At 48.9% G+C, this 22747-nt stretch carries 19 protein-coding genes; 11 read left to right on the top strand and 8 right to left on the bottom strand.

Annotated elements, in window-relative coordinates:
* Positions 1-82: 82 nt before the first annotated feature.
* Complete coding sequence (locus SG35_RS20365) at positions 83-1966, bottom strand: EAL domain-containing protein (protein WP_044835050.1); 1884 nt, start codon at positions 1964-1966, stop codon at positions 83-85.
* A 596-nt stretch (positions 1967-2562) separates the two neighbouring features.
* Between SG35_RS20365 and rimP the strand changes: the two genes are divergently transcribed.
* The 6 genes from rimP to rpsO all read left to right on the top strand — a co-directional run bounded on the left by rimP (position 2563) and on the right by rpsO (position 9266).
* Complete coding sequence (gene rimP, locus SG35_RS20360; RefSeq protein WP_044835049.1) at positions 2563-3024, top strand: ribosome maturation factor RimP; 462 nt, start codon at positions 2563-2565, stop codon at positions 3022-3024.
* Between the two features lie 22 nt (positions 3025-3046).
* A complete protein-coding gene (gene nusA / locus SG35_RS20355; protein WP_044835048.1) occupies positions 3047-4540 on the top strand; it encodes a transcription termination factor NusA in 1494 nt (497 codons plus the stop codon).
* A gap of 23 nt (positions 4541-4563) precedes the next feature.
* Positions 4564-7251, top strand: a complete 2688-nt coding sequence (gene infB / locus SG35_RS20350; RefSeq protein ID WP_044835047.1) for a translation initiation factor IF-2 — start codon at positions 4564-4566, stop codon at positions 7249-7251.
* A gap of 217 nt (positions 7252-7468) precedes the next feature.
* Positions 7469-7885, top strand: a complete 417-nt coding sequence (rbfA, locus tag SG35_RS20345; RefSeq protein ID WP_044835046.1) for a 30S ribosome-binding factor RbfA — start codon at positions 7469-7471, stop codon at positions 7883-7885.
* A 2-nt stretch (positions 7886-7887) separates the two neighbouring features.
* On the top strand, positions 7888-8841 hold the full coding sequence (truB, locus tag SG35_RS20340) for a tRNA pseudouridine(55) synthase TruB (RefSeq protein WP_044835045.1): 954 nt from the start codon (positions 7888-7890) through the stop codon (positions 8839-8841).
* A 155-nt stretch (positions 8842-8996) separates the two neighbouring features.
* Positions 8997-9266 carry a 30S ribosomal protein S15 gene (gene rpsO, locus SG35_RS20335; protein ID WP_044835044.1) on the top strand — a complete coding sequence of 90 codons (270 nt, stop codon included), beginning with the start codon at positions 8997-8999 and terminating at the stop codon, positions 9264-9266.
* A gap of 62 nt (positions 9267-9328) precedes the next feature.
* On the opposite strand, the gene SG35_RS20330 is transcribed toward rpsO, so the two are convergent.
* The 7 genes from SG35_RS20330 to pspF form a co-directional block, all read right to left on the bottom strand.
* Positions 9329-13165, bottom strand: a complete 3837-nt coding sequence (locus tag SG35_RS20330; RefSeq protein ID WP_084692923.1) for a carbohydrate binding domain-containing protein — start codon at positions 13163-13165, stop codon at positions 9329-9331.
* Between the two features lie 360 nt (positions 13166-13525).
* On the bottom strand, positions 13526-14308 hold the full coding sequence (locus SG35_RS20325) for a peptide ABC transporter ATP-binding protein (RefSeq protein ID WP_044835043.1): 783 nt from the start codon (positions 14306-14308) through the stop codon (positions 13526-13528).
* 1 nt (position 14309) lies between these two features.
* The gene (locus SG35_RS20320; RefSeq protein WP_044835042.1) at positions 14310-15299 is read right to left on the bottom strand and encodes a peptide ABC transporter ATP-binding protein; all 990 of its coding nucleotides are present in this window, start codon (positions 15297-15299) and stop codon (positions 14310-14312) included.
* Between the two features lie 145 nt (positions 15300-15444).
* Positions 15445-16338 carry an ABC transporter permease subunit gene (locus SG35_RS20315; RefSeq protein ID WP_044835041.1) on the bottom strand — a complete coding sequence of 298 codons (894 nt, stop codon included), beginning with the start codon at positions 16336-16338 and terminating at the stop codon, positions 15445-15447.
* Positions 16325-17356 (bottom strand): ABC transporter permease subunit, encoded by a 1032-nt coding sequence (locus SG35_RS20310; RefSeq protein WP_044835040.1) that lies wholly within the window; start codon positions 17354-17356, stop codon positions 16325-16327. The genes SG35_RS20315 and SG35_RS20310 overlap by 14 nt, the downstream gene beginning before the upstream one ends.
* Before the next feature lies 1 nt (position 17357).
* Positions 17358-18995, bottom strand: a complete 1638-nt coding sequence (locus SG35_RS20305; RefSeq protein ID WP_236702674.1) for an ABC transporter substrate-binding protein — start codon at positions 18993-18995, stop codon at positions 17358-17360.
* Positions 18982-20076, bottom strand: coding sequence for a phage shock protein operon transcriptional activator (gene pspF / locus SG35_RS20300; RefSeq protein WP_274055188.1), 1095 nt, complete (start codon positions 20074-20076; stop codon positions 18982-18984). Before pspF ends, SG35_RS20305 begins: the two co-directional genes overlap by 14 nt.
* Positions 20077-20268: 192 nt before the next feature.
* On the opposite strand from pspF, the gene pspA reads away from it, so the two are divergent.
* From pspA to lepB, 5 genes are all read left to right on the top strand, one after another.
* Positions 20269-20940, top strand: a complete 672-nt coding sequence (gene pspA / locus SG35_RS20295) for a phage shock protein PspA (RefSeq protein WP_274055187.1) — start codon at positions 20269-20271, stop codon at positions 20938-20940.
* 50 nt (positions 20941-20990) lie between these two features.
* Positions 20991-21203 carry an envelope stress response membrane protein PspB gene (pspB, locus tag SG35_RS20290; RefSeq protein WP_044835150.1) on the top strand — a complete coding sequence of 71 codons (213 nt, stop codon included), beginning with the start codon at positions 20991-20993 and terminating at the stop codon, positions 21201-21203.
* A 125-nt stretch (positions 21204-21328) separates the two neighbouring features.
* On the top strand, positions 21329-21541 hold the full coding sequence (gene pspB, locus SG35_RS20285) for an envelope stress response membrane protein PspB (RefSeq protein WP_044835151.1): 213 nt from the start codon (positions 21329-21331) through the stop codon (positions 21539-21541).
* A complete protein-coding gene (gene pspC, locus SG35_RS20280) occupies positions 21541-21984 on the top strand; it encodes an envelope stress response membrane protein PspC (protein ID WP_420794570.1) in 444 nt (147 codons plus the stop codon). The genes pspB (SG35_RS20285) and pspC overlap by 1 nt, the downstream gene beginning before the upstream one ends.
* Before the next feature lie 100 nt (positions 21985-22084).
* Positions 22085-22741 (top strand): signal peptidase I, encoded by a 657-nt coding sequence (gene lepB / locus SG35_RS20275; RefSeq protein WP_044835069.1) that lies wholly within the window; start codon positions 22085-22087, stop codon positions 22739-22741.
* Positions 22742-22747 lie beyond the last annotated feature (6 nt).

Genomic DNA, 22747 nt, shown 5'->3' with positions numbered 1-22747 from the left:
TTGCTGCTAATTTGTGCCAGATCATGTAGCAAGGCTGTATAAAAAGCTTATGCAGAAGGTTTGTCCGCTAATGGCCGTTGGCTCAGAGTTTGCCCGGTTTGCCGATATAAAACCCCTGGTAGCCGTCGATAAAGAGTTTTTGCAGGGCATGTTTTTCTTCCTGGCTTTCCACGCTTTCTGCCAGCACGCTGATACTGAGGCGGTGGGCTAAATCCACCATCAGGCGTAAAAAGTACTGGTTGTTTTTATCTTCATCGATATCCCGGGTATAGGTGCTGTCCATTTTAATAAAATCGGGTTTGAGATCCCGGAAAAATTTGAACGAGGTCAGTCCGACGCCAAATTTCTCGACCGTGACCCGGGAGCCGACCCGGTGCACCATATCAATAAAACGTTTACTCGATTGAATATTCTGTTGCAGGCCATATTCGCTGATTTCAAAAATCAGCCGGCTGGTGATGGCCGGCTCCCTGAGCAGGCGTCGCTCGAGCCAGATGAGAAAGTGCTCGTCGTTGATGCTTCTGGAGCTGATATTCAGGCCAAAACTTTGCTCGGTCAGGTTTTTGCTTGAGATTTCACCGATAGCGGTTTCGACGATAAGGCGGTCGACGGCAACTATTTTATCCAGCTTTTCCGCCATGGCGATAAAAGAGGCGGTGGGCAACATTTCGTTATTGGCATTGAGAAAGCGTGCCAGGACTTCTCCATAGACTTTATTGGTGCTGCTTGGCTGTATCGGCTGAACAAACAGGCTCAGGCGCTGGTTTTCAAGTACGCTGTCGATTTCCTGGCGCCAGTTCTGATTACCGTAATTGGCACTGGCACTTTTTAAGATATCGGTATCTTTTTGTGCGAACCAGGCATTAATGCCCTGGGTTTGCGCCAGGCTGATGCCGGTATCCGCCAGCGCCAGCAATTCCCCTAAAGGTTTGTTTTGGTCGAAATATACCAGTCCGGTATAAGCGACCGAGTCCAGATCCGAGGCTTGCTGGTAGCCGTTGAATTTATCGGTTAATTCCTGGGCAAACTTTTCCGCTTCTTTGAGCAGGACATTGGGTAAGATACTGGCAAAATCAGAGCTGTTTAACCTGAATAACTCCGCGCCGGGGTAGCTGCTCAGCGCTGCGGCAATAATTTTTGCCACTTTGGCAATATAATTGTCCCCCTCATGATAGCCGTGGATCTGGTTGACGGTTTGTAATTCCGAGCAACGGGTGATCAATAAGACGCCAAAATTTTCTCCGCCTTCCTGGTTGAGCTGGCTTTCAAAATACTGGATAAAACGGCTGCGGTTATTGAGCTGGGTCAGGGGATCGGTATAGGCTTCTTTTTCCAGCGCGGTGGAGGCGGCAACCTGGGCTTCAATCAGGCTTTTGATCTCTGCTATGCCTTGTTTTAACGCCGGGATTTGAAAAATATCTTCCCGGGTTTCGCCTTTGCTTTCGGGATTGAATAAAGACATATCCAGCTTGATTTGCTGGCTGACACTGGCGAAAAACTGTTTATATCTGCGGGTACTTAATACACCGGCAATAACAATGACGATGCAGGTGGCAATCAAGATAGCCAGTAATATCTTGACGATAAGCAGCAAACCTTTATCCGCGGCCAGCTGAAAATTAATTTTTATATTTTGCTGTTTGAGGAAAAATTCGTGGCTGTCAGGCACGATCAAGGGCAGGGAAAAGGTCTGTTCTGCTTTGGTAAAATGATAGAGACTTTCGCCGGCGGCATTGGATAAGGTCAAAAGGTTATAGTCGAAACCGGTGCGCAAGATTTGCGTGAGATCTTTGATTTCTCCCCGCGGGAGTATGCGAGCCACCAGTTTGGTTAATACCTGCTGATGCTCAACTTGCTGTTGTATAAAGTGTTTGTTTAAAAAAAACAGGGAGCACGATGAGATCACCAGGCAAAATAGCAACCCAAGAACGGCATTTCTGGCCAATAGCTGAGAAAATGTATACATAAAGGCTTGATTAGCTCCCAAAGACCCGGTTATTTTTATTCGTGCGCGATTAAATTTTTTGTTAAATAAGCGTTCCTTCCTTAACTGTTATAGCATGTTCGCCCTTATTATACTAACTACTTGTAAAGCATGTAATATTTTAAAGGTGGCAGCATAGGCTCCCGCAGCGGTATAAAAGGCGCTATTTAAGGGGATAAGCGCTGGGGATAACGGGCGAAAAAAGTAAAAGTTTTTATACGGGAGAATTTCGATTGAATTGCCATTTCTCCTTGCGATATTTGGCCACTAACTATATAATTCGCGCAGCTTTACTATTACAGGTCGACACTGAAAGATATCTGCGTTGATGAAACGCCGGTATTTACGGCCTGTGGTATCGAGTCAATTGTTGTGCTGTTGATGCCGAGAATTGATGAACACAAAGGGTTCAGTGAAATAAGCCCCGAGTGATGGGGCTTTTTTGTATTTGTTTCTTTGCGATATCTCATCTGAGTATCAAGCCTGATGTCAGAGAAATATGGTAAAGAAACAAATACAATCACAGCAAGAACTATTCGCTGGGCTATATGCCCTTTTTTTGTATCTGGAGAAATCGATTGGCTAAATTTGAGCAAAAATTGACTGAAATGTTACGACCTGCCGTTGAGGAAGTCGGAAAAGAGCTGCTGGGCATAGAATTTATCAGTGCCGGCAATCATTCAGTTTTACGTTTGTTTATTGATCACGAAAACGGCATCAATGTAGATGATTGTGCCGAAGTTAGCCGCCAGGTCAGTGCGATACTGGATGTGGAAGATCCCATCAGTACCGAATATAACCTGGAAGTTTCATCGCCTGGCCTGGACCGGCCCTTATTTGAAAAGGCGCATTTTGAAGCTGTTATTGGCGAAACGATAGAAGTGAGATTGTCAATGCCGCTAAATGGTCGACGTAAATTTAAAGGTTTACTCGAAGCGATAGAGAATGACACTTTGATTGTCACGGTTGATGGCCAGGACTATGAGCTGGTACTCACCAATGTCGACAAGGCAAACCTTGTTCCGAATTTTACAAAATAATGATTAACTAGGGCTAAGTAGCATGAGTAAGGAAATATTACTGGTTGTAGACGCCGTTTCCAATGAAAAGGCAGTGCCTCGTGAAAGCATTTTTGAGGCCATGGAAACCGCTTTAGAAACAGCCACTAAGAAAAAATATGAAGGCGATATTCTGGTACGTGTCAGTATCGATCGCCAAACCGGTGAGTTTGATACTTTCCGCCGCTGGTTAGTTGTTGATGACGACCAGGAAATGGAAAACCTGTTTGCCGAGATCAGTTTATCTGCCGCCAAGTTCGATAATGAAGAGGCCGAAGCTGGTCAGTATATCGAAGAGCAGATTGAATCGGTTAAATTCGACCGTATCACCACACAAACCGCCAAGCAGGTTATCGTACAGAAAGTACGTGAAGCCGAGCGTGCCCTGATTGTTGATGCCTATCAGGATCAAGTGGGTGAGTTGATCACCGGTGTGGTGAAAAAAGCCAGCCGCGACAGCGTGATTTTAGATTTAGGTAACAATGCCGAAGCGATTATTTATCGTGACGATATGTTACCGCGTGAAGTGTTCCGTCCGGGTGACCGTGCCCGAGGTTTACTGTACGCCATTAAGCCGGAAGCGCGTGGCGCCCAGCTGTTCGTCAGCCGTACCAAGCCGGAAATGCTGATGGAATTGTTCAGGGTTGAAGTCCCTGAAATCGGCGAAGAAATGCTGGAAATCAAAGGGGCAGCCCGTGATCCGGGGTCCCGTGCGAAAATTGCCGTAAAAAGTAACGACAAGCGTATCGACCCGGTTGGTGCCTGTGTTGGTATGCGCGGCTCACGTGTTCAGGCGGTTTCCGGTGAATTAGCCGGTGAGCGTGTTGATATCGTGTTATTTGACGATAACCCGGCGCAATTTGTTATTAATGCCATGGCGCCTGCCGAAGTTGCTTCCATCATTGTTGATGAAGACCGCGGTACTATGGATATCGCCGTTGAAGAAGGCAATTTGGCCATGGCCATCGGCCGTAGCGGCCAGAACGTACGTTTAGCCAGTCAGTTAACCGGCTGGGAATTAAACGTGATGACGGTTGCCGACATGAACGAGAAGCACCAGGCAGAAAATGACAAGGTATTAACCCTGTTCACGGAAAAGCTTGATATCGATGATGATTTCGCCACTATGCTGGCCGAAGAAGGTTTTACTTCTTTAGAAGAAATTGCCTATGTACCGGTTGGTGAGTTACTGGCTATCGACGGTATGGATGAAGATATTGTTGATACCTTACGTGAGCGTGCCAAAGAGGCATTAACGACACAGGCATTGGCCAGTGAAGAAAGCCTGGAAGGAGCTGAGCCAGCCGAAGATCTGCTGAACCTTGAAGGTATGGAACGCCACCTGGCGTTTGTATTGGCAAGTCGCGGTGTGTCAACGCTGGAAGAGCTTGCCGAGCAAGGTGTTGATGATATCGCTGATATTGAAGAATTAGATGAAGATAGGGCTGGTGAGCTGATTATGGCTGCCCGCAATATTTGTTGGTTTAACGAAGAATAACTAGCGCCGGGAGAAAATTATAGATGGCAAATGTAACAGTTGAAGAACTTGCCAAAGAAATCGGTACACCGGTGGAACGCCTGATTAGCCAGTTGGCTAGCACAGGTGTTCATAAATCGGAATCGGATTCAGTGACGCAACAAGAAAAAGAAGCGTTATTAGAGCATTTGAAAAAGCAGCATGGCGACGACTCTGCCGCAAACCCAAATAAGATGACGTTAAATCGTAAGAAAAAATCAACCTTAGTCATGGGCAGCGGCAGCAAGGCCAAATCTGTTCAGGTTGAAGTACGTAAAAAACGCACCTATGTCAAACGCAGTGAATTAGAAGAGCAGCAAAAAGCGGAAGCCGAAGCCAAAGCAGCGGCGGAAGCCGAAGCTAAAGCAGCAGCGGAAGCACAAGCGGCAGCCGAAGCACAAGCAAAAGCCGAGGCCGAAGCGAAAGCGGCAGCCGAAGCCAAAGCAGCGGAAGAAGCCAAAGCTGCAGCGAAAGCCGAAGAAGAGCGCAAATTGAAACAAGAAGCACAAGAAAAAGCGAAACAGACAACTAAAGCGCCGGAAGCAGCGCCTGCTGCCACCATTTCAACCGAGTCAGAAGAAGCGAAGAAACTTCGTCTGGCGCAGGAAGCAGAAGCTGCTGCCAAGGTAGAAGAAGAAGCCCGCCAGTCTGCGGAAGCCGCGAAAAAGTTAGCCGAAGAAAATGAAGCTCGCTGGAAAGCCCAGGAAGCAGAGCGTAAGGCAAAAGAAGCCGAGGTTGTGCACCTGACTTCTTCTAAATATGCCCAGGAAGCCGAAGATAAGGTTGATTCTGAGGAAGAAGGTGGCGGTCGCCGCCGTCGTAAGAAGAAAGGCGGCAAGCAAGATAAAAATGCCCGTGGCGGACGTGACAGAGGCGGCAAGCAAACCTTGTCGGCACCACAAAGCTTACGTCATGGTTTCCAGAAGCCGGTAGAGGCAAAAACTCAGGAAATCCGCATTGGTGAAACCATTTCCGTTGCTGAATTAGCCAACAAAATGTCGGTTAAAGGCGCTGAAGTAGTTAAGGTGATGTTCAAAATGGGCGCTATGGCGACCATTAACCAGGTGATTGACCAGGAAACAGCCGCCTTAGTTGCTGAAGAAATGGGTCACGACGTGGTACTGGTGAAAGAAAATGCCCTTGAAGAAGCGGTACTTTCAGATCGCGGCGCTGCCGGTGAAGAGATTTCCCGTGCTCCTGTAGTCACCATCATGGGTCACGTTGACCATGGTAAAACTTCACTGCTTGACCATATCCGTGAAGCAAAAGTTGCCGCGGGCGAAGCCGGTGGTATTACCCAGCATATCGGTGCTTATCACGTAGAAACCGGTCACGGCATGATCACTTTCCTTGATACCCCGGGTCACGCCGCCTTTACCGCGATGCGTTCACGTGGTGCCAAAGCCACGGATATCGTTATTATTGTGGTTGCCGCCGATGACGGTGTTATGCCACAGACGATTGAAGCTATCCAGCATGCGAAAGCGGCCGGTGCGCCGATTATCATTGCCGTGAACAAGATGGATAAAGAAACCGCCGATCCGGATCGTGTTAAAACTGAGCTTTCTCAGCACGATGTTATCCCGGAAGACTGGGGCGGTGATGTACAGTTTGTTCACGTATCGGCGAAAACCGGTTTAGGCATCGACGAGTTACTTGACTCTGTATTACTGCAGGCGGAAGTATTAGAGCTGACAGCTGTTGTTGATAAACTTGCCAGCGGTGTTGTCGTTGAATCTAAACTGGATAAAGGCCGTGGTCCTGTTGCCACTATCCTGGTTCAGGAAGGTACCTTAAACCAGGGCGATATCGTGTTATGTGGCCTTGAATACGGCCGTGTACGTGCGATGCGCGATGAGCTTGGCCGTTCAATCAAAACTGCCGGTCCTTCAATTCCGGCTGAAATCATCGGCTTAAGCGGTGTGCCGCAATCAGGTGATGAAGCTACCGTGGTTAAAGACGAGCGTAAAGCCCGTGAAGTTGCCTTATATCGTCAAGGTAAATTCCGCGATGTGAAACTTGCCCGTCAGCAGAAAGCGAAACTGGAAAACATGTTCTCCAACATGGCCGAAGGTGATGTTTCTGAAGTGAATGTGGTATTGAAATCTGACGTACAAGGTTCTCTTGAAGCGATTTCCGATGCCCTGACCAAGCTTTCTACCGATGAAGTAAAAGTGAAGATTATCGGTTCTGGTGTGGGTGGTATTACCGAAACCGACGCCACCTTAGCAGCGGCTTCCAATGCGATTGTGGTTGGTTTTAACGTACGTGCCGATGCAGCTGCCCGTAAGGTTATTGAAACCGAAAACATCGATTTACGTTACTACAGCGTTATCTACAGCCTGATTGATGAAGTGAAGCAGGCGATGAGCGGTATGCTGGCGCCTGAATTCAAGCAAGAAATCATTGGTCTTGCCCAGGTACGTGACGTATTTAAATCGCCGAAAATTGGTGCTATCGCCGGTTGTATGGTAACCGAAGGTATCATCAAGCGTAACAACCCGATCCGCGTATTACGTGAGAACGTGGTTATCTACGAAGGTGAGCTGGAATCACTGCGTCGCTTTAAAGATGATGTTCAGGAAGTTCGTAACGGTACCGAATGTGGTATCGGTGTTAAGAACTACAACGATGTTAAAATTGGTGACCAAATCGAAGTATTTGAAACTGTTGAAGTAAAACGTACACTTTAACTGTTTAAGCTAAACTTTGATCATTTAAATGGGGGCTAGGCCCCCATTTTACATTCATGGATGAATGGTATGTCGCGGCTACAGGATGTATTGGAGCGGCGATATTCATGGATGAATAGTATGTCGTGATTACTGGACGTAAAGGAGCGACGATATTTACAATTTTATCTTTGCCGCTTGTGCTGATGTGCGTAAGCGGCAATAGCAGGAGTTACTTATGGCAAGAGAATTTGCCCGTACTGACCGTGTAGGTCAGCAAATACAAAAAGAAGTGGCCATTATTCTACAGCGGGAAGTCAAAGATCCGCGTTTAAGTATGGCGACGGTTTCTGCGGTAGAAGTATCCCGTGACCTTGCCTACGCCAAGGTGTTTGTGACTTTTTTTACCAATGAAAAAACAGAAATTGATGAGTCGGTCGCCATTTTAAATGAAGCTGCCGGTTTTATCCGCTCTTTGCTGGCCAAGCAGTTAAGGGCGCGCATCATGCCCCAGTTACGTTTTGTTTATGACCATTCTATGGCAGAGGGGGTGCGCATGACTTCTCTGGTAGACAAGGCCATTGCCAAAGATCAAGAGCGTAGTGGCAACGGTCAGGCTGACAGCGAAGCACCTGAGCAGGCAGAGGACAAATAATCATGGCAAAGCGTAGAAAAGGCCGTGCCATTAACGGCATTTTATTGCTGGACAAGCCCTATGAAATGTCGTCCAACCACGCCTTACAGGCGGCAAAACGGGTTTATTTTGCCAATAAGGCGGGTCATACCGGGGCATTAGATCCGCTGGCCACCGGCATGCTGCCGATTTGCTTTGGCGAAGCCACCAAGTTTTCCCAGTTCCTGCTTGATACCGATAAGGTGTATCAGGTCACGGCGAAATTGGGCATACGGACCACCACCAGTGATGCCGATGGCGAAATCGTCGCGGAAAAACCGGTTGATGTCAGCGACAGCCAGCTGGCTCCGGCGCTGGATAGCTTCCGCGGCACCAGCAAGCAAGTGCCTTCTATGTATTCTGCGTTAAAATATCAGGGGCAACCCTTATATAAATATGCACGCGAAGGCATAGAAGTACCGCGTGAAGCGCGTGATATTACCGTGTTCCGCCTTGATTTGCTGCGTTTTGAAGGGGACGAGGTCGAGCTGGAAATCCATTGCTCAAAAGGCACCTATATCCGCACTATTGTCGATGATTTAGGTGAGTTATTAGGCTGTGGCGCCCATGTTGCCGAGCTTCGCCGTGTCGCGGTCGGCAGTTATCCTGCGGATAAGATGGTGACCCTGGAGCAGGTTGAAAACTTGCTGGCTCGGGCGAAAGAGCAGGATATTTCTCCTTCTGAGTTACTCGATCCCTTGCTATTGCCTATGCACACGGCCGTTGACGGTATTCCTGCCGTTTATATCGATGAAGCGTCGGCCAGTTATCTAAGGCACGGTAACCCGGTACAAGTTTCCGGTGCGCCTGTCGATGGCCTGGTACAGGTACATATCGGCGATGAAGACCAGGGGAGTGAAAGCGAATTTATCGGCATTGGTCAGATCAATGACGATGGCCTGGTGGCTCCCAAGCGGATTGTTGTTGCCCAAAATTAACAGCTGCCGGGTTTAATTCCCGGCAATTGCGATAAACTCGGGTGAAACGGTTGCAATCACCGGATTTACTGATAGAATGTCGCCTCTTTCGTTGCCCGGGCTGAATTAGTGATCGGCAGGGTATATTTTAACTTTATAAAACTTGGAGTTTTATTATGTCGCTAAATGCAGAGCAAAAAGCAGCTATCGTTGCTGAATACGCACAAAAAGAAGGTGATACAGGTTCTCCTGAAGTACAGGTAGCTTTATTAACTACTCAAATCAACCACCTTCAAGGCCACTTTAAAGAGCACATCCACGATCACCATTCACGTCGTGGTTTGTTACGCATGGTAAGCCAACGTCGTAAATTACTTGATTACCTCAAAGGTAAAAGCGTTGATCGCTATACCTCGTTAATCGGTAAGTTAGGCTTACGTCGCTAAGACGAGTTTAACAAATAAAAGAGGAGCCAAACGGCTCCTTTTTTATTGCCTGTCTTTTGGCTTTACTCAAGTTGAATCAAACGGTAAGCCAAAGTTTCATCATTAAAGTTCAGCAGGTAAGCCCCGGTTACCTGGCGATAAATATCCCCGCCGTTTGCTTCAAGATAACCGTCATTATTGCTGTCGCCATAGTTTTGCGACCAGTCGCCAGTTATATCGAGTTTAAACCTTTGCTGCTCCCGACCGTCAAAATTAACCATCAGTTGCCAGCTATGATCGCTGACCAACTCCATGGCACTGGTTTGCCAGCTATTGGCGGTACCGCGAAAATAGACCTGGTTAAAGTTGGCCTTGTACTGCGAAACAGGATCCAGGGGAAGCAGGCGGTAAGTTAAGGTTTGATCATTGACTTCAAGCCGGTAAAGGCCGCTGATATCGGTAAAGATATCATTACCGGTTTGTTCCAGGTAACCGTCGCTATTATTATCGCCGTAATTGACAGACCAGTCGCCGTGAATATCAAGTTTAAACCTTTGCTGGTCTTGACCGTCAAAGTTGATGTCCAGCTGCCATAAATGATCGCTGACCAACTCCATGGCACTAGTGTCCCAGGCATTACTGGTGCCACGGTAATATAACCGGGGGAAATGACTTTGTGGTCCCTCGCTTGTCACTGTTATGAAAACACTGGTGCTATCGCTTGCCCCGAGATCGTCGGTGACCGTCAGGGTGTAGTTCTGGCTGCTGGCTGGGGAGACGGTAATTTCCGGTGTGGTTTCCCCTGTGCTCCACAGATAGCCGCTAATGGTGCCGTCGTTGTCGCTGGAACCGACTGCGCTTAAGATCACCGATGTGCCGGGGGGGATGGTTTGATCTTGCGGAGAAATAACGGCAAGTGGCGGCTGGTTTTGTTCCAGGGAGTCAGGGATACCCTGTGTTATTGTTCCCTGGTCTAAATGCCAGGTTCCGGCCGCCAGTCGGTAGTTCAGACCGCCATTATTGTCCCAGCTGTTGTTGCAATCATTGGTGACGAAAATCAGCTGCTCTTCGTCCGGCAAGCCATCTGTTGAGCTATTGTTTAAAACAAGGGTATATTCGAACCAGTTATTGGTGAGCATTGTCATGGCTACCCCCGGAGCCTGGGTCCAGGTAGCGCCATTGTCCAGGCTGTAATGCAGACAAACTTGCCCCCAGTTGCTTACATCCTGGTAGTAGAGGCTTGTGGTTAAGGTCTCGCCGATAATGCCTATGGTGACGCTGGTGGTGGCGGTGGTGCCTTTATCATCGGTTACCGTCACCGAAAGTGTCGTCCGCGTATTGACGGTGATATTGATCTCGGCCGTGTTTTCTCCGGTACTCCATAAATATGAGATAATTTCCCCGTCTTCATCGCTTGAAGCCGCCGCCGAAAGGGTCAGCTGTGTTCCTGCATCCACCTGGTGGCTGCCGGGAGTGATTATGGCAAGGGGAGCCTTATTGCCCGGGAGCAGGTGATCGGTAAAAAAGGCCGGTGTTCCGGCAATATCGCCCTGCGGGTCTTCAATGAGCTTGCCGTTTTCATTCTTATAACGTCCGGCGCCGACATAAACTTGCTGGATATCGGTTTTTTGGATATTGCCGCGGCTGTCGGTGGCTTCGATGTAATAATCGAGCAGTTGTTCGGAGAACTGATCCAGGTAGGTATAGTAGAGGTCGGCAATTTGCTGTGCCGGTACCACATCAAACATGGCTTTTGAAGAAGGCTGCCACTCGACACTGTTGATATCCGGGGTCAGATCGCGTTTTAACATGGCAAAACTTTGCCACGGGCCTACCCGGGCGGGATCAACATCGGCATCGTTTTTATGCTGCTCGGGGTCATATAACTTAAAGGTTTTATCCTTGGCATCCGCCCGGTTGTTGCTATGCAGGCGTACCTTGAGCTTAATGTCTGTGATCCCGCTGGCATCAAAACCATAGCTATAAATGACAAACTTGTTATCGGCATAGAGGTTATCCCAACCTTCGGCTTTACTTTTGTTGGCACTGCCCGGGTTATAGGGGTAACGCTGCGGCCACCACAGGGATGGCGGGGTTTTGTCCCGGGCGATATGGTCACCGACATAGGGCTTGGAAAAGTATAACGACTGGTTGAAGGAGATGGTGGGTTTGACGCCGTCATCGACATTTTCATCATAATAACCAAAGCCCGAGTCGATCGCGGCTATCAGGAAGTACCAGCTTAATTCTGCCGGGTTGGCGCCGCCGGCATAGTTGTTGGCGACATCGCCTTTCACCGGGTAAGACATCATCCAGGGGTTTAGCTGGTTACCGGCATAGGTGATTTCATGATCCAATGCCGAACTTGGTTGCCAGTAATCGGGGTTGGCATCAAGCCAGATTTGCTCTGCGGTTTTGGCGTAGTTCTCGGCTACCTGCAGCAGGGCAAAATTTCGCTCCAGGTAATGATAGCCATATTCCATGGACACCATATGGTTACGCTTGGCGTTAAAATTTGTGCCTAAGGCATTATTAAAGTCTGCCATTTGCCCGGCCCAGACTCCCATAGGCAAATGCCAGTGGTACCAGGTGGGATCTGCCGACGAATCCCGGGTGTCTATCCAGGAGCCGTCCTGGACATGCACGATATCATCTTCGGGGATAGGAAAAGCACTTAAATATTCGTTCACCCCCATCCCGTGGACCGAGCCGTCGGCATAGGTTACATTGCCGGAATTGGCCCAGGTACCGCCGTCACCGGCGCGGCCGCTGGAGTTGTCGCCGTCATGGGCAATGACAAAATATTGCCGGCGATCTCCGGCTGCTGCGGTAAACGGCTTGAGGACGTCGGCGGTGACACTGCCCTGATAGCCTTCTTCCCAGGAGCTGGCCTGTTCAACCGGGATACCGGCAATTTTATGCTGCTCGCCACTATCCGGGTCTACATATTGCACCCAGTGGGGAATAGAGGCGAAGGGGAACTTGTTATGAGTGACTTGCTGCTCATTAAACATGGGAATGGCCAACCAGCTGCCGACATGACTTTCATTTTGCAGGTCGGCGCGGTTGGGGGGAGAGATCAGGGTATCGACACCGGGATCATTCAAATAGGGGTAATCCCGCAAGGTCCGGGAATAGTGGACATTGCCAAGCACAGACCATTCAATGCCAAGTTTGGTCAGTACCGGGATAATACGTTCGGAAAAACCCAGCTCGGTAGGAAAAAAACCTTTGGATGAGGTGAAGCTGTTACCCAGCATATAATCTTGAGCCAGGGTCACGTTCTGGTAAATCAAATCTTTAAGGAAGTAATCATTACCCACTAAGGGGCCCATGGAGTGATGGCCGGTAAAATGTATGGTATCCAAAGCCTTGTGGCCATTGGCGGTCAGGGTATTTTCCCATGTTTGCCGCCAGTAGTCTCCCCATCCGGGGTTATAACCGGATAAATTTCCCAATTCGGCAAAGCTTTGAACATTGTTGACCACAGAAGCCGACATAGTGACATGCGTCTGGCTCAGGGGATGATTTTGCCTGTTGTTATTGGCGGTATCCATAGGCCAGGAAAGGTAGGCGCCGGTTTTGGCGTGGTGGGAATAATAGGAGACAAGATCATCATGGGGCATAGGCGCACCGCTGCCGGGAATGAAAAAGCTGTAATTTGCCGGCGGATTTTCTTTAAGGTTAATTACCTGGCCGTCATAGGTATAACGAATGGGGGCCCCGACGGCCAATCCCGGGTATTTGCTGACATCATAATAAGGCCAGAAATTGGGCATATGGTTATGATAAATATGGGTGGCGGAAATTTCGGCCAAAGCCGGAGATGTGCCAAGCACATTCAGTGTTGCCCAGAGACATAGTATTGGCAGTAGCGGCTTTAATGCCACCTTAGGACGGTTTTTTTGAGATAGTTCCATTTTCTCTCACTTTTCATTATCTTATTTGAAGTTGTATTGAATGTTTTAGTGCTGTTTTATTGATTCTTTTTTGGGGATCTATTCCCCGGTTTTTTCAGCAGAACTGATGCATAAACGACCAGGGGACCGGTTTCAGGTTAGGCGGAGCAGGAAAAAAGCACAATAGTGCCCGGGTGTCGGGAGTAGAGTTGACGGCCGGGAAAAGCGTTGAACTGTCTTATTAGATTTAACTTTAATCTTTGTATTTTAACAAATTAATTTTACGTTGCTGCTTGGCAAGCTAACTTTGCCTTCATTTTATGAATACGAATGCAATCATGATCGCTATCTGTCGTGGAGCAAGCTGGTTTTCTTAACGGATTATTTTCGGCACAGCTGGAAATGCTGGCTCATCAGCAGCTTCTGGGTATACCTGTGTTTGGGCTCTTGCATGATTTGATGGGTGGGGCCATATTCCACCACTTTACCGCCGCATAACACCATCATCTCGTCGCTGAAATGCCGGACTATACCCAGATTATGGGAAATTAAAATAAATGCCAGTCCCATCTGTTGCTGTAAGTCCAGCAGCAGGTTGATCATTTGCGAGCGCAGTGACGGATCCAGGGAGGCCAGCGCCTCATCGAGGATGATCACCTGCGGCTGCAGGATAATGGCCCGGGCCAGTGAAATACGCTGTTTCTGGCCGCCGGAAAACATATGGGGATAAAAGTTCATATGATCGCTCAGCAGGCCGACCTTTTGCAAGGTCATGCGGATCAGCTGGCTCCTGGCGGCTTCGTTGAGTTCGGTATTGAGCTTTAACGGCTCATCCAGCAGCTGGTGTATGGTCAGGCTGGGATTTAAGGTGGTACCCGAGTCCTGGAAAATCATCCGGATATGCTGGCACCTTTGCTTAAAGTTTTTCGGCTCCAGGGTCTGGCCGTTTAATTTTATCGTGCCGGTATTGGGGGTTTCTGCCCCCACCAGCAGCTTTGCCAGGGTGGACTTACCCGAGCCGATTTCGCCGACGATGGCCAGGGTTTTATACGCCTTTAACTCAAAGGAGATCGGCTCCAGCGCGGTAAAGACTTTGCGGTTATACCAGTAGCCCTTGAGCTTGTAGGATTTACTGACATTAGCGACCTGCAGCAGGGACGGCATCTTAATAGGTATCCTTTAATGAGTAATGACAGCTGACCTGGTGGCCGTGATGGTTTTTAACCTTAGGCGCCTGGACACAGGCCTGCTGTGCCCTGGGACATCTGGGGCCGAGGCGGCAACCTATCGGCAGGTGCTGCAGGATCGGGATGCTGCCGGGCAAGGTCATTAACCGTGATTTTGCCGGCAGCAGCATATTGGCCTTGGGGCTGGAGTCCACCAGGGCCCGGGTATAGGGGTGAAACGGACGGTTAAAGATCTGCTCCGTGGTGCCGGCTTCGACAAACTGGCCGCTGTACATCACGGTAATGGTATTGGTCCAGTGGGTGACATTTTCCAGGTCGTGGCTGATCAATAAGATCGACATGTTTTTCAGCTGGTTCAGGCTGGCCAGCAAACGGAAGATCTGCCCCTGGTTGCTGCTTTCCATCGCCGCCGTCGGTTCATCGGCAATTAACAGCACCGGGCGGGTGGCCAGGGCGATGGCGATCATTACCCGTTGGCACAAGGCCTCGGTTAACTGGTGCGGATAACTGCGGATACAAAATTCGTGGTGTTTGATGCCGACTTTATGCAGTAATTTAATCGCGGCGGCTTTGCGCTGCTGGCGTTTTTGCCAGAAATAACCACTTAGCTGACGGCTGTCTACCGCTTCTTCGAGCTGCTCCCCTATGGTAGTTGTGGGATCCAGGCAGGCCATGGGCTCCTGGAAAATCATTGCGACATCTTTGGAGATGATGGCTTTTCGTTCCTCCAGGGACAGGCGCAGCAGATCTGTGCCGCGCCAGTGGAAGCGGTCGGCATCGACCTGCCATTTGTCATCCAGTACCCCGACGATCGCCTGAGCCAGCAGTGACTTGCCCGAGCCGGATTCTCCCACCAGGCCGCGCACTTCGCCTTCTTTCATGCACAGGCTGACACGGTCAACCGCCAGGATAGGCTTATTGCCGGATACCAGTTCAATAGAAAGGTTACGGATATCAAGTAGGTTCATTAGCTTTCTTTCCGTTGTCTTATCGTGTGCCGCATGTTTTCACCGACTAATGTTTGGCTAAGCTGGCTACCCGGGGCAATTGCTCCGCTGGTGCTATCGCTGTTTGTCAGCCCGGTTGAACAGCTAGCATTTTCAAGGTAAGTCATTAGCTTTCTTTTCGCTGTCTTATCGCGTGCCGCATGCCTTCACCCACTAAGTTGGTAGCCACCACGGCAAATAATATTGCCAGACCGGGTAAATATACCGTCCAGGGGGCAATATAAAACAGATCTATACCATTAGACAACATTGCCCCCCATTCAGGCAAAGGGATCGGGGCACCGAGGCCGAGAAATCCCAGGGCGGCAATATCCAAAATGGCAGCCGACTGGGCCAGGGTCGCCTGGCTGACAATTTTTTCTATGATATTGGGAAAGACCGAATAGCTGAGGATCCTTATCGAGCCGGCGCCGTCGAGCCTGGAAGCGAGTACATAATCTTTGGTGAGCTCTTCTTTGACGGCATTACGGGTAATATGGACAAATTGCGGGATCAACACCATCACAATGGCCCATAAGGTATTGTCCAGCCCCGGGCCGAGAATGGCGACGATGACTATTGCCAGCAATAACGAAGGAATAGATAAAATCACATCGAGAAAGTGGTTAAGAAAGCTGGATTTTATGCCTTTGGTTAACGCGGAAAGCGAGCCGATAATGACGCCGATCACCAGGGAGATAATAACCACGATAAAACTTAAACCAAAGGTGAGGGACGTGCCGTGCATCAAGCGCGACAGCATATCCCGTCCCAGGTTGTCTGTGCCCAGCAGGTAACTGATATCGCCGGCATCGTCCCAGGCGGGCGGCAGCAATAAACTGTTTAAATGGCTCTCGACCGGAGAATAGGGGGTGAGCAGCGGCGAGAACACCGCCAGCACCGTTAAAAATAAAAAACTGCCAAAGCCTATCATTACCACCGGGCTTTGCCTGAAAATGAGCCATAGCTGGATAAAAGGGGAAGGAAACTCTTCCTCCTGGTAAATCTTATGACGTGCCATGGTTATGCTCTCTTGCCAGCGGATTTAATGCGGCATAAATAAAATCGGTTACTATGTGGACGATAAAAATAAAGGTGGACAGCACCAGCAAGCCGCTCTGGATACCGGTGTAATCCCGCTGGTAAATGCTTTCTATCAGCCAGCGGCCGATGCCTGGCCAGCTGAAGATGACCTCGGTGATCATCGCGATAGTCACCAAATTGGCAAACTGTAAACCGATATGGCGGATGATCTGCAACAGGGAGTTTCGCACCGCATGGCGAAAGATAATTTGCCTGAAGGTCAGGCCTTTTGCCCGGGCGGCTTTAATATAATGGGTTTCGAGCACCGCCAGCATGGAAGAGCGGGCCAGGCGGATAAAAATAGTCGCCGGCGCCGTGGCCACTACGCAGGCGGGCAACACGATATGGGCGCTGGCATCCCTGAACGCCTGCCATTTGTAGACGCTGTCGCTGAGCAGGATATCGATAAACTGGATCCCGGTCACATGCTCTATTTCATAAACCAGGCTTAACTGTCCCGCCGACGGGAACCAGCCCAGCTGGATGGAAAACACCAATATCGCCACTAACCCGAGCCAGAATACCGGCACTGAGTACCCCAGCATAGCGACGGATAAGATCACATTGTCGGCGGCTTTTTTGTGGTTGACGGCGGCAACAAATCCTAAGGGGATGCCGACAAACATTGCCAGCATTAAGGCGATCAGGCTCAGCTCTATGGTGGCGGGTAACAAATTAATAATTTCCGAGGTGATCTGTGTCTGGCTGGCCATGGACAAGCCGAGATCACCTTCGGCCAAATGGCTCAGATAGGCAAAATATTGCTGCATAATGCCCTGATCGCTTTTATAAGCCAGTTTGAGTTGCTCCAGCTGCTGCGGCGTGGCATTGATTTGTCCGCTTAAATTGACCAGGGGATCGCCGGGAAATAAAAATGACAGACTAAAGGTCAGCAGGGTCAGTAGCAACATGGTAAAGAAAAACAGGTTTAGCCTGCGGATAATAAAGACCAACATATCAGTTTTTACTTACCCCGCTAAAGTCGATGCCGCCAAAGGGATGTAGCAATTGCCCCTGCACATTTTTGTGCCTGGCCTGATAACGCCTGGAATGGGCGATGGGCAAGAGCGGGACTTCCTCGGAAAGGATCCTTAAGGCCTGTGCGTAATATTTTTTTCGCTCCCGGGTATTGGTGGTTTGCAGCGATTGATAAAGGAAACCATCAAAGGCGGGGTCACACCAGAAGGCGCGGTTATTGCCGGTATTCATGGAGGCGCAGCTTAAGATCGGGGTGAAAAAGTTATCGGGATCCGGATGATCCGCCGACCAGCCGAGCAAAACCGCCTGGTGCTCACCCCTTGCCAGCAAACGGGAAAAAGTACTCCATTCGTAATTACTGACGATATTGACGGTCACGCCGATTTGCTGCAGATCCGCCTGGATGAGCTTGGCAGTCGTCAGGGCATTGGGGTTGTAGGCCCTTTGCACCGGCAAGGCCCAGATATCCATGGTCAGGCCGTCGGGGTAACCCGCTTGTGCCAGCAGTGCTTTGGCCTTGTCGATGGAAAAGCCGTGGCCTGAAATACTTTCATCATGAGCCCAGGAAGAGCCGGGTAATAGCGATTTAGCCACTTCGGCATGGCCGAAATAGATGGCTTCAATGATGGCCTGTTTATTAATGGCATAGGCTATGGCCTGACGGACAAGCTTATTATCAAACGGGGGTTTTTGGGTATTAAAACCTAAATAACTGACATTAAAAGACGTCACCGCTTCCAGGGTCAGGTTGGGATGCTCGGTGATTTTTTCATGGGCTACCGGGTAGGCAATGACATCGCATTCATTGGCCAGCAACTTGGTCAGGCGGGCGGTTTTACTCGGGGTAATATCATATACCAGCTGCTCTATCGCCACCTGATCACGCCAGTAGTTCTCATGGCGGTAATAACGGATTAAAGAGCCGACCCGGTACTCTTTAAATTTATAGGGGCCGGTACCTATGGGTTGCAGGTCTATTTTTTGATGGTTATCTTCTGCCGCCAGTTGCTGGGCATATTCGGCGGATAAGATCACGGCAAAGTCGGTGGCCAGGTTAGCCAAAAAAGAACTGTCGGCGCGGCTGAGTTTAAAGCGCACCGTATAGTCATTGATTTTTTCTATGTCTTCTACCAGGGAGCTAAAGCCGACACTCTGGAAAAACGGGTATTTGCCCCCGGAAACATGATGAAAGCCGTGAGCGGGATCTAACAGCCGGTTAAAGCTGAATAAGACATCATCGGCATTGAGGGGGCGGGTAGGGGTAAAATAATCGGTTTGGTGGAAGGAAACACCTTTGCGCAGGTAGAAAGTGATCATTTTACCGTCCCGGGTGACGTGCCAGGACTTGGCCAGCGAGGGACCGATTTCGTTGTCTTTAGTCTGGAAGCTGATCAAGCGGTCATAGAGCTGATAAGAAACCGCGTCTATGGTGGTGCCCGAAGTCACGGTTTGCGGATTAAAACTTTCCGGCGAGCCTTCGGCGCAATAAATCACGCTGTTGGCGCTTAAGGAACCCTTATCATCGCCATAACAGCCGCTTAAAAGTAAAAGCAGCACACTCAGCATATAAAACTGTTTTATCCGGGTAAGTGGCCGGGAAACCTTACTCTTCATCATTGATGTTTCCATCAAGCAAGTTGTATTTTTTCAGATAGCCCCTGAGCTGGTGATAGGTGAGCTTGAGGGCTTCTGCGGTTTTTTTCTGGTTGAACTGACAGGCGGACAGGGCGTTATTAAGCAGTTCTATTTCATAATCCTGGGATAAGTCTTTTAATGACACAGGAAACTGCAGCGGCTGTCCGTTGGTTTTTATTTCTTGCTTTATTTCTGCCTGGGCTGTGCCGGCATGGGCCTTAACCGCTTCGTTTCTGGGCTCGGCTATCCTGTCCTGGGTTTTTACCCGGCCACTTGGACGGTAGGGGGACTCAAACGGGTCGATCACCAGTTCATGTACCGGCAGATGCGGGTTGTTGCATCGGTAGACACTTCGCTCAACCACATTTTTCAGCTCACGGATATTGCCCGGCCAGTGATAATCAAGCAGGGCTTTTTTCGCTTTGGCGCTAAAGCCGCTGAATAACTCAAATTCCAGCTCGCGCGCCATATTAATGGCAAAGCTTTCCGCCAGCAGCAGGATATCTTCTACCCGCTCCCTCAGCGGCGGCAGGGTAATAACATCAAAGGCGAGACGGTCGAGCAAATCGGCGCGGAACTCCCCGCGCTCGGCCAATGACGGCAAATCTTCATTGGTGGCGGCAATCAGCCTGGCATCGGTTTTGATGGTTCTTGAGCCGCCGACGCGTTCAAATTCACCATATTCCACCACCCGCAAGAGTTTTTCCTGGATAAGGCCGGAAGTATTAGCGATTTCATCTAAAAACAAGGTGCCGTTGTCGGCGCGTTCAAAGCGGCCTTCATGACGTTTATTGGCCCCGGTAAAAGCGCCGCTTTCATAACCGAACAATTCACTTTCCAGTAAATTTTCATTGAGCGCCGCGCAGTTGAGCTTGAGATAACTTTGCTCCCAGCGCTTGGAAAGGTAATGCAGGCGGGCGGCGACCAGTTCTTTACCGGTACCGCGCTCGCCGATAATAAGCACGGGTTTGCTTAACGGCGCGATTTGTGAAATTTTTTCCAGCACTTCAAGAAAATTGTTGGATTGACCCAGGAGGTTGTCTTGCTGGTTAAAACGTGCCATTCACTGACCTAATTATTGGTTTATTTCACTAACAAATAGTGTATTTTATTAAACAAGAGGATTAAAGTGTTTTTTAAAAATATAATAAAACCTTAAAAAACAAACTATTATCTGGGTTGTGAATCTTGGCTTAGAAAGTGAATAGCAATATAGCAAGTATTACCGCTCAATTTTTAGTAAGAGGAAGTCGTTATGGGTGTTTTTTCAAGATTTACAGATATTATTAATTCCAATATTAATAACTTATTGGATAAAGCGGAAGATCCCGCAAAAATGGTGCGTTTAATCATTCAGGAAATGGAAGATACCCTGGTGGAAGTACGCTCTTCATCGGCGAAAACCCTGGCAGATAAAAAGGAAATCAGCCGCCAGGTGAGCCGTTTTGAAAATGAAGCCCAGCAGTGGCAGGAAAAAGCCGAGCTGGCCCTCAATAAAGGGCGTGAAGATCTCGCCCGTGCCGCTTTGATGGAGAAAAAGAAAGCGGCGGATAATGCCCAGTCCCTGTTGGAAGAGCTTAGCCATGTTGATGATCACATTGCCAAGCTACAGGGAGAAATCTCCCAGTTGCAGGATAAGCTGGCAGATGCCAAAGCGAGACAAAAAGCGATCATCATGCGCGAAAAAACCGCCAGTTCACGGTTAAAGGTCAAGAAAAACATCAGCAGCGACCGCGTCAATGATGCCTTAAGCAAGTTTGACCGTTATGAACGTAAAATTGATGATATTGAAGCCCAGGTGGAGTCACATGATCTCGGTAGCAAGTCGCTTGCCGACGAAATCGCCGAGCTTGAAGCCGATGAAAAAATTGATGATGAATTAGCTCAGTTAAAGGCTAAAATGACGTCTGATAAAAAGAAAAAATAAACCGTTTGTTTAAGCGCTAATAGAGGAAAAGAATTGTGCAAGAAATCATCATGGTGCCGTTTATTATTTTTATGTTAATTGTGGCACCTATGTGGCTGATATTGCATTACCGCAGCAAACGCCAGGTCAGCCAGGGGTTAAGTGAAAAGGAATATTTTCAGTTATCCGAACTGGCTGAAACGGCGGATAAAATGGCCGAGCGCATCAAAACACTCGAAGCCATTCTCGATGTGGAGTCGCCCAACTGGCGCGATAAAACCTGACATCCGAGGCAAATATCGAATTCCCGGCAAAAGTGGGGACAGGTTTTTTACCCGGAAAGCCTGGGTGAAGTTTAACTAAACCGTCAAAGTACGGGTAGGGGAGAGAGATTGTGAATGACATCATTATGGCACCTGTGATTATTTTTATGCTGGTTGTGGCACCTATCTGGCTGATATTACATTACCGCAGTAAGCGCCAGGTCAGCCAGGGCCTGAGCGAAGAAGAATATATCCAGTTATCTGAATTGTCTGAAACTGCAGATAAAATGGCCGAGCGCATTAAAACCCTGGAAGCCATCCTGGACGTGGAAACTCCCAACTGGAGAGATAAAGTATGATTGAGCGTAAACGAGGCGAACTGTACCGTATTCCCGGCCAGGGCAGGGTTGCCGGTGTCTGTGCCGGGGTAGCCGATTATTTCGGCTGGGAGACCTGGCTGGTGAGAATTTTGCTGGTGTCCGGTATTTTGTTGGGCATGGGCTGGTTTATTGTTATCTATATTGCCGCCTGGTTTATTTTAGATAAAAAAGAGGGTGAACCTAAGGTAAGAGGGGCAAAAAGCAAATATCAGCAGACCGTTAAAAAACAGTCGGTTAAGGAAGACATTACCACTGAGTCTATCAAGGTTAAGGCGCGCATCTGGCAAGCCGGAGAGCCGCCGAAGCAGGCGCTTTATGATATCAGACGGAAATTTATGGCATTAGAGAAACAGCTGCGCTCAATTGAAAGTTATGTGACTTCGGCTGAGTTTACGGTTTCGAGGGAAATAAACCGCCTGTAAGCGATAAACCGTCTTATCTTGCATTTAGCTTAACATCAGCGGGGGCGACAGTGCCCCTGATCGATATTATCAATAAGAAAAGTCAGAAAAGGAGCTGCTCATGAAGTTAACTCAGAAGATGTATCTGCAAGTAAAAGATAACTATAGGTTTCTTCTTTTTATTGCCTTAATGCTGGTTTTTCGCAGTGCCGTTGCCGACTGGAATAGCGTACCGACCGGCTCAATGAAGCCGACAATTGTCGAAGGAGACAGAATTTTAGTCAACAAAATGGCTTATGATCTGCGTTTGCCGTTTACCAATATCTCATTACTAAAACTTGCAGACCCCCGGCGGGGAGATATCGTGATTTTTGACTCAGAAGTCAGCGATATCCGTCTGGTGAAACGGGTGATAGGTTTACCCGGCGATACGGTGGAAATGCAGGATAATGCTTTGATAATTAATGGCGAGCAACTGAGCTACCAGGCCCTTTCCCTGACAGCACTCCAGGCTGATAGCATAGAATACTTGCCGGGCATGAAACACCAGATCCGGGTGCAGCAAAACGGTTCAGAATTATCGAGCTTTAGGGAAGTTAGCGTGCCGCAGGGCCACTACCTGGTGCTGGGGGATAATCGGGATAACAGCTCGGATTCGCGTGTCATCGGTTTTGTCCCTAGGCATGAAATTGTTGGCCGCTCAAAAACCGTGGTGATGTCTTTTGACTATGATAACTATTATTTGCCCCGCAGTGAGCGTTATCTGTATACCTTATAAAGCCCA

The organism is Thalassomonas actiniarum (genome assembly GCF_000948975.2).
Taxonomy (GTDB): Bacteria; Pseudomonadota; Gammaproteobacteria; order Enterobacterales; family Alteromonadaceae; genus Thalassomonas; species Thalassomonas actiniarum.
Note: the sequence above shows the minus strand (reverse complement) of the source record. Positions and strands in the feature narration are given on the sequence as shown.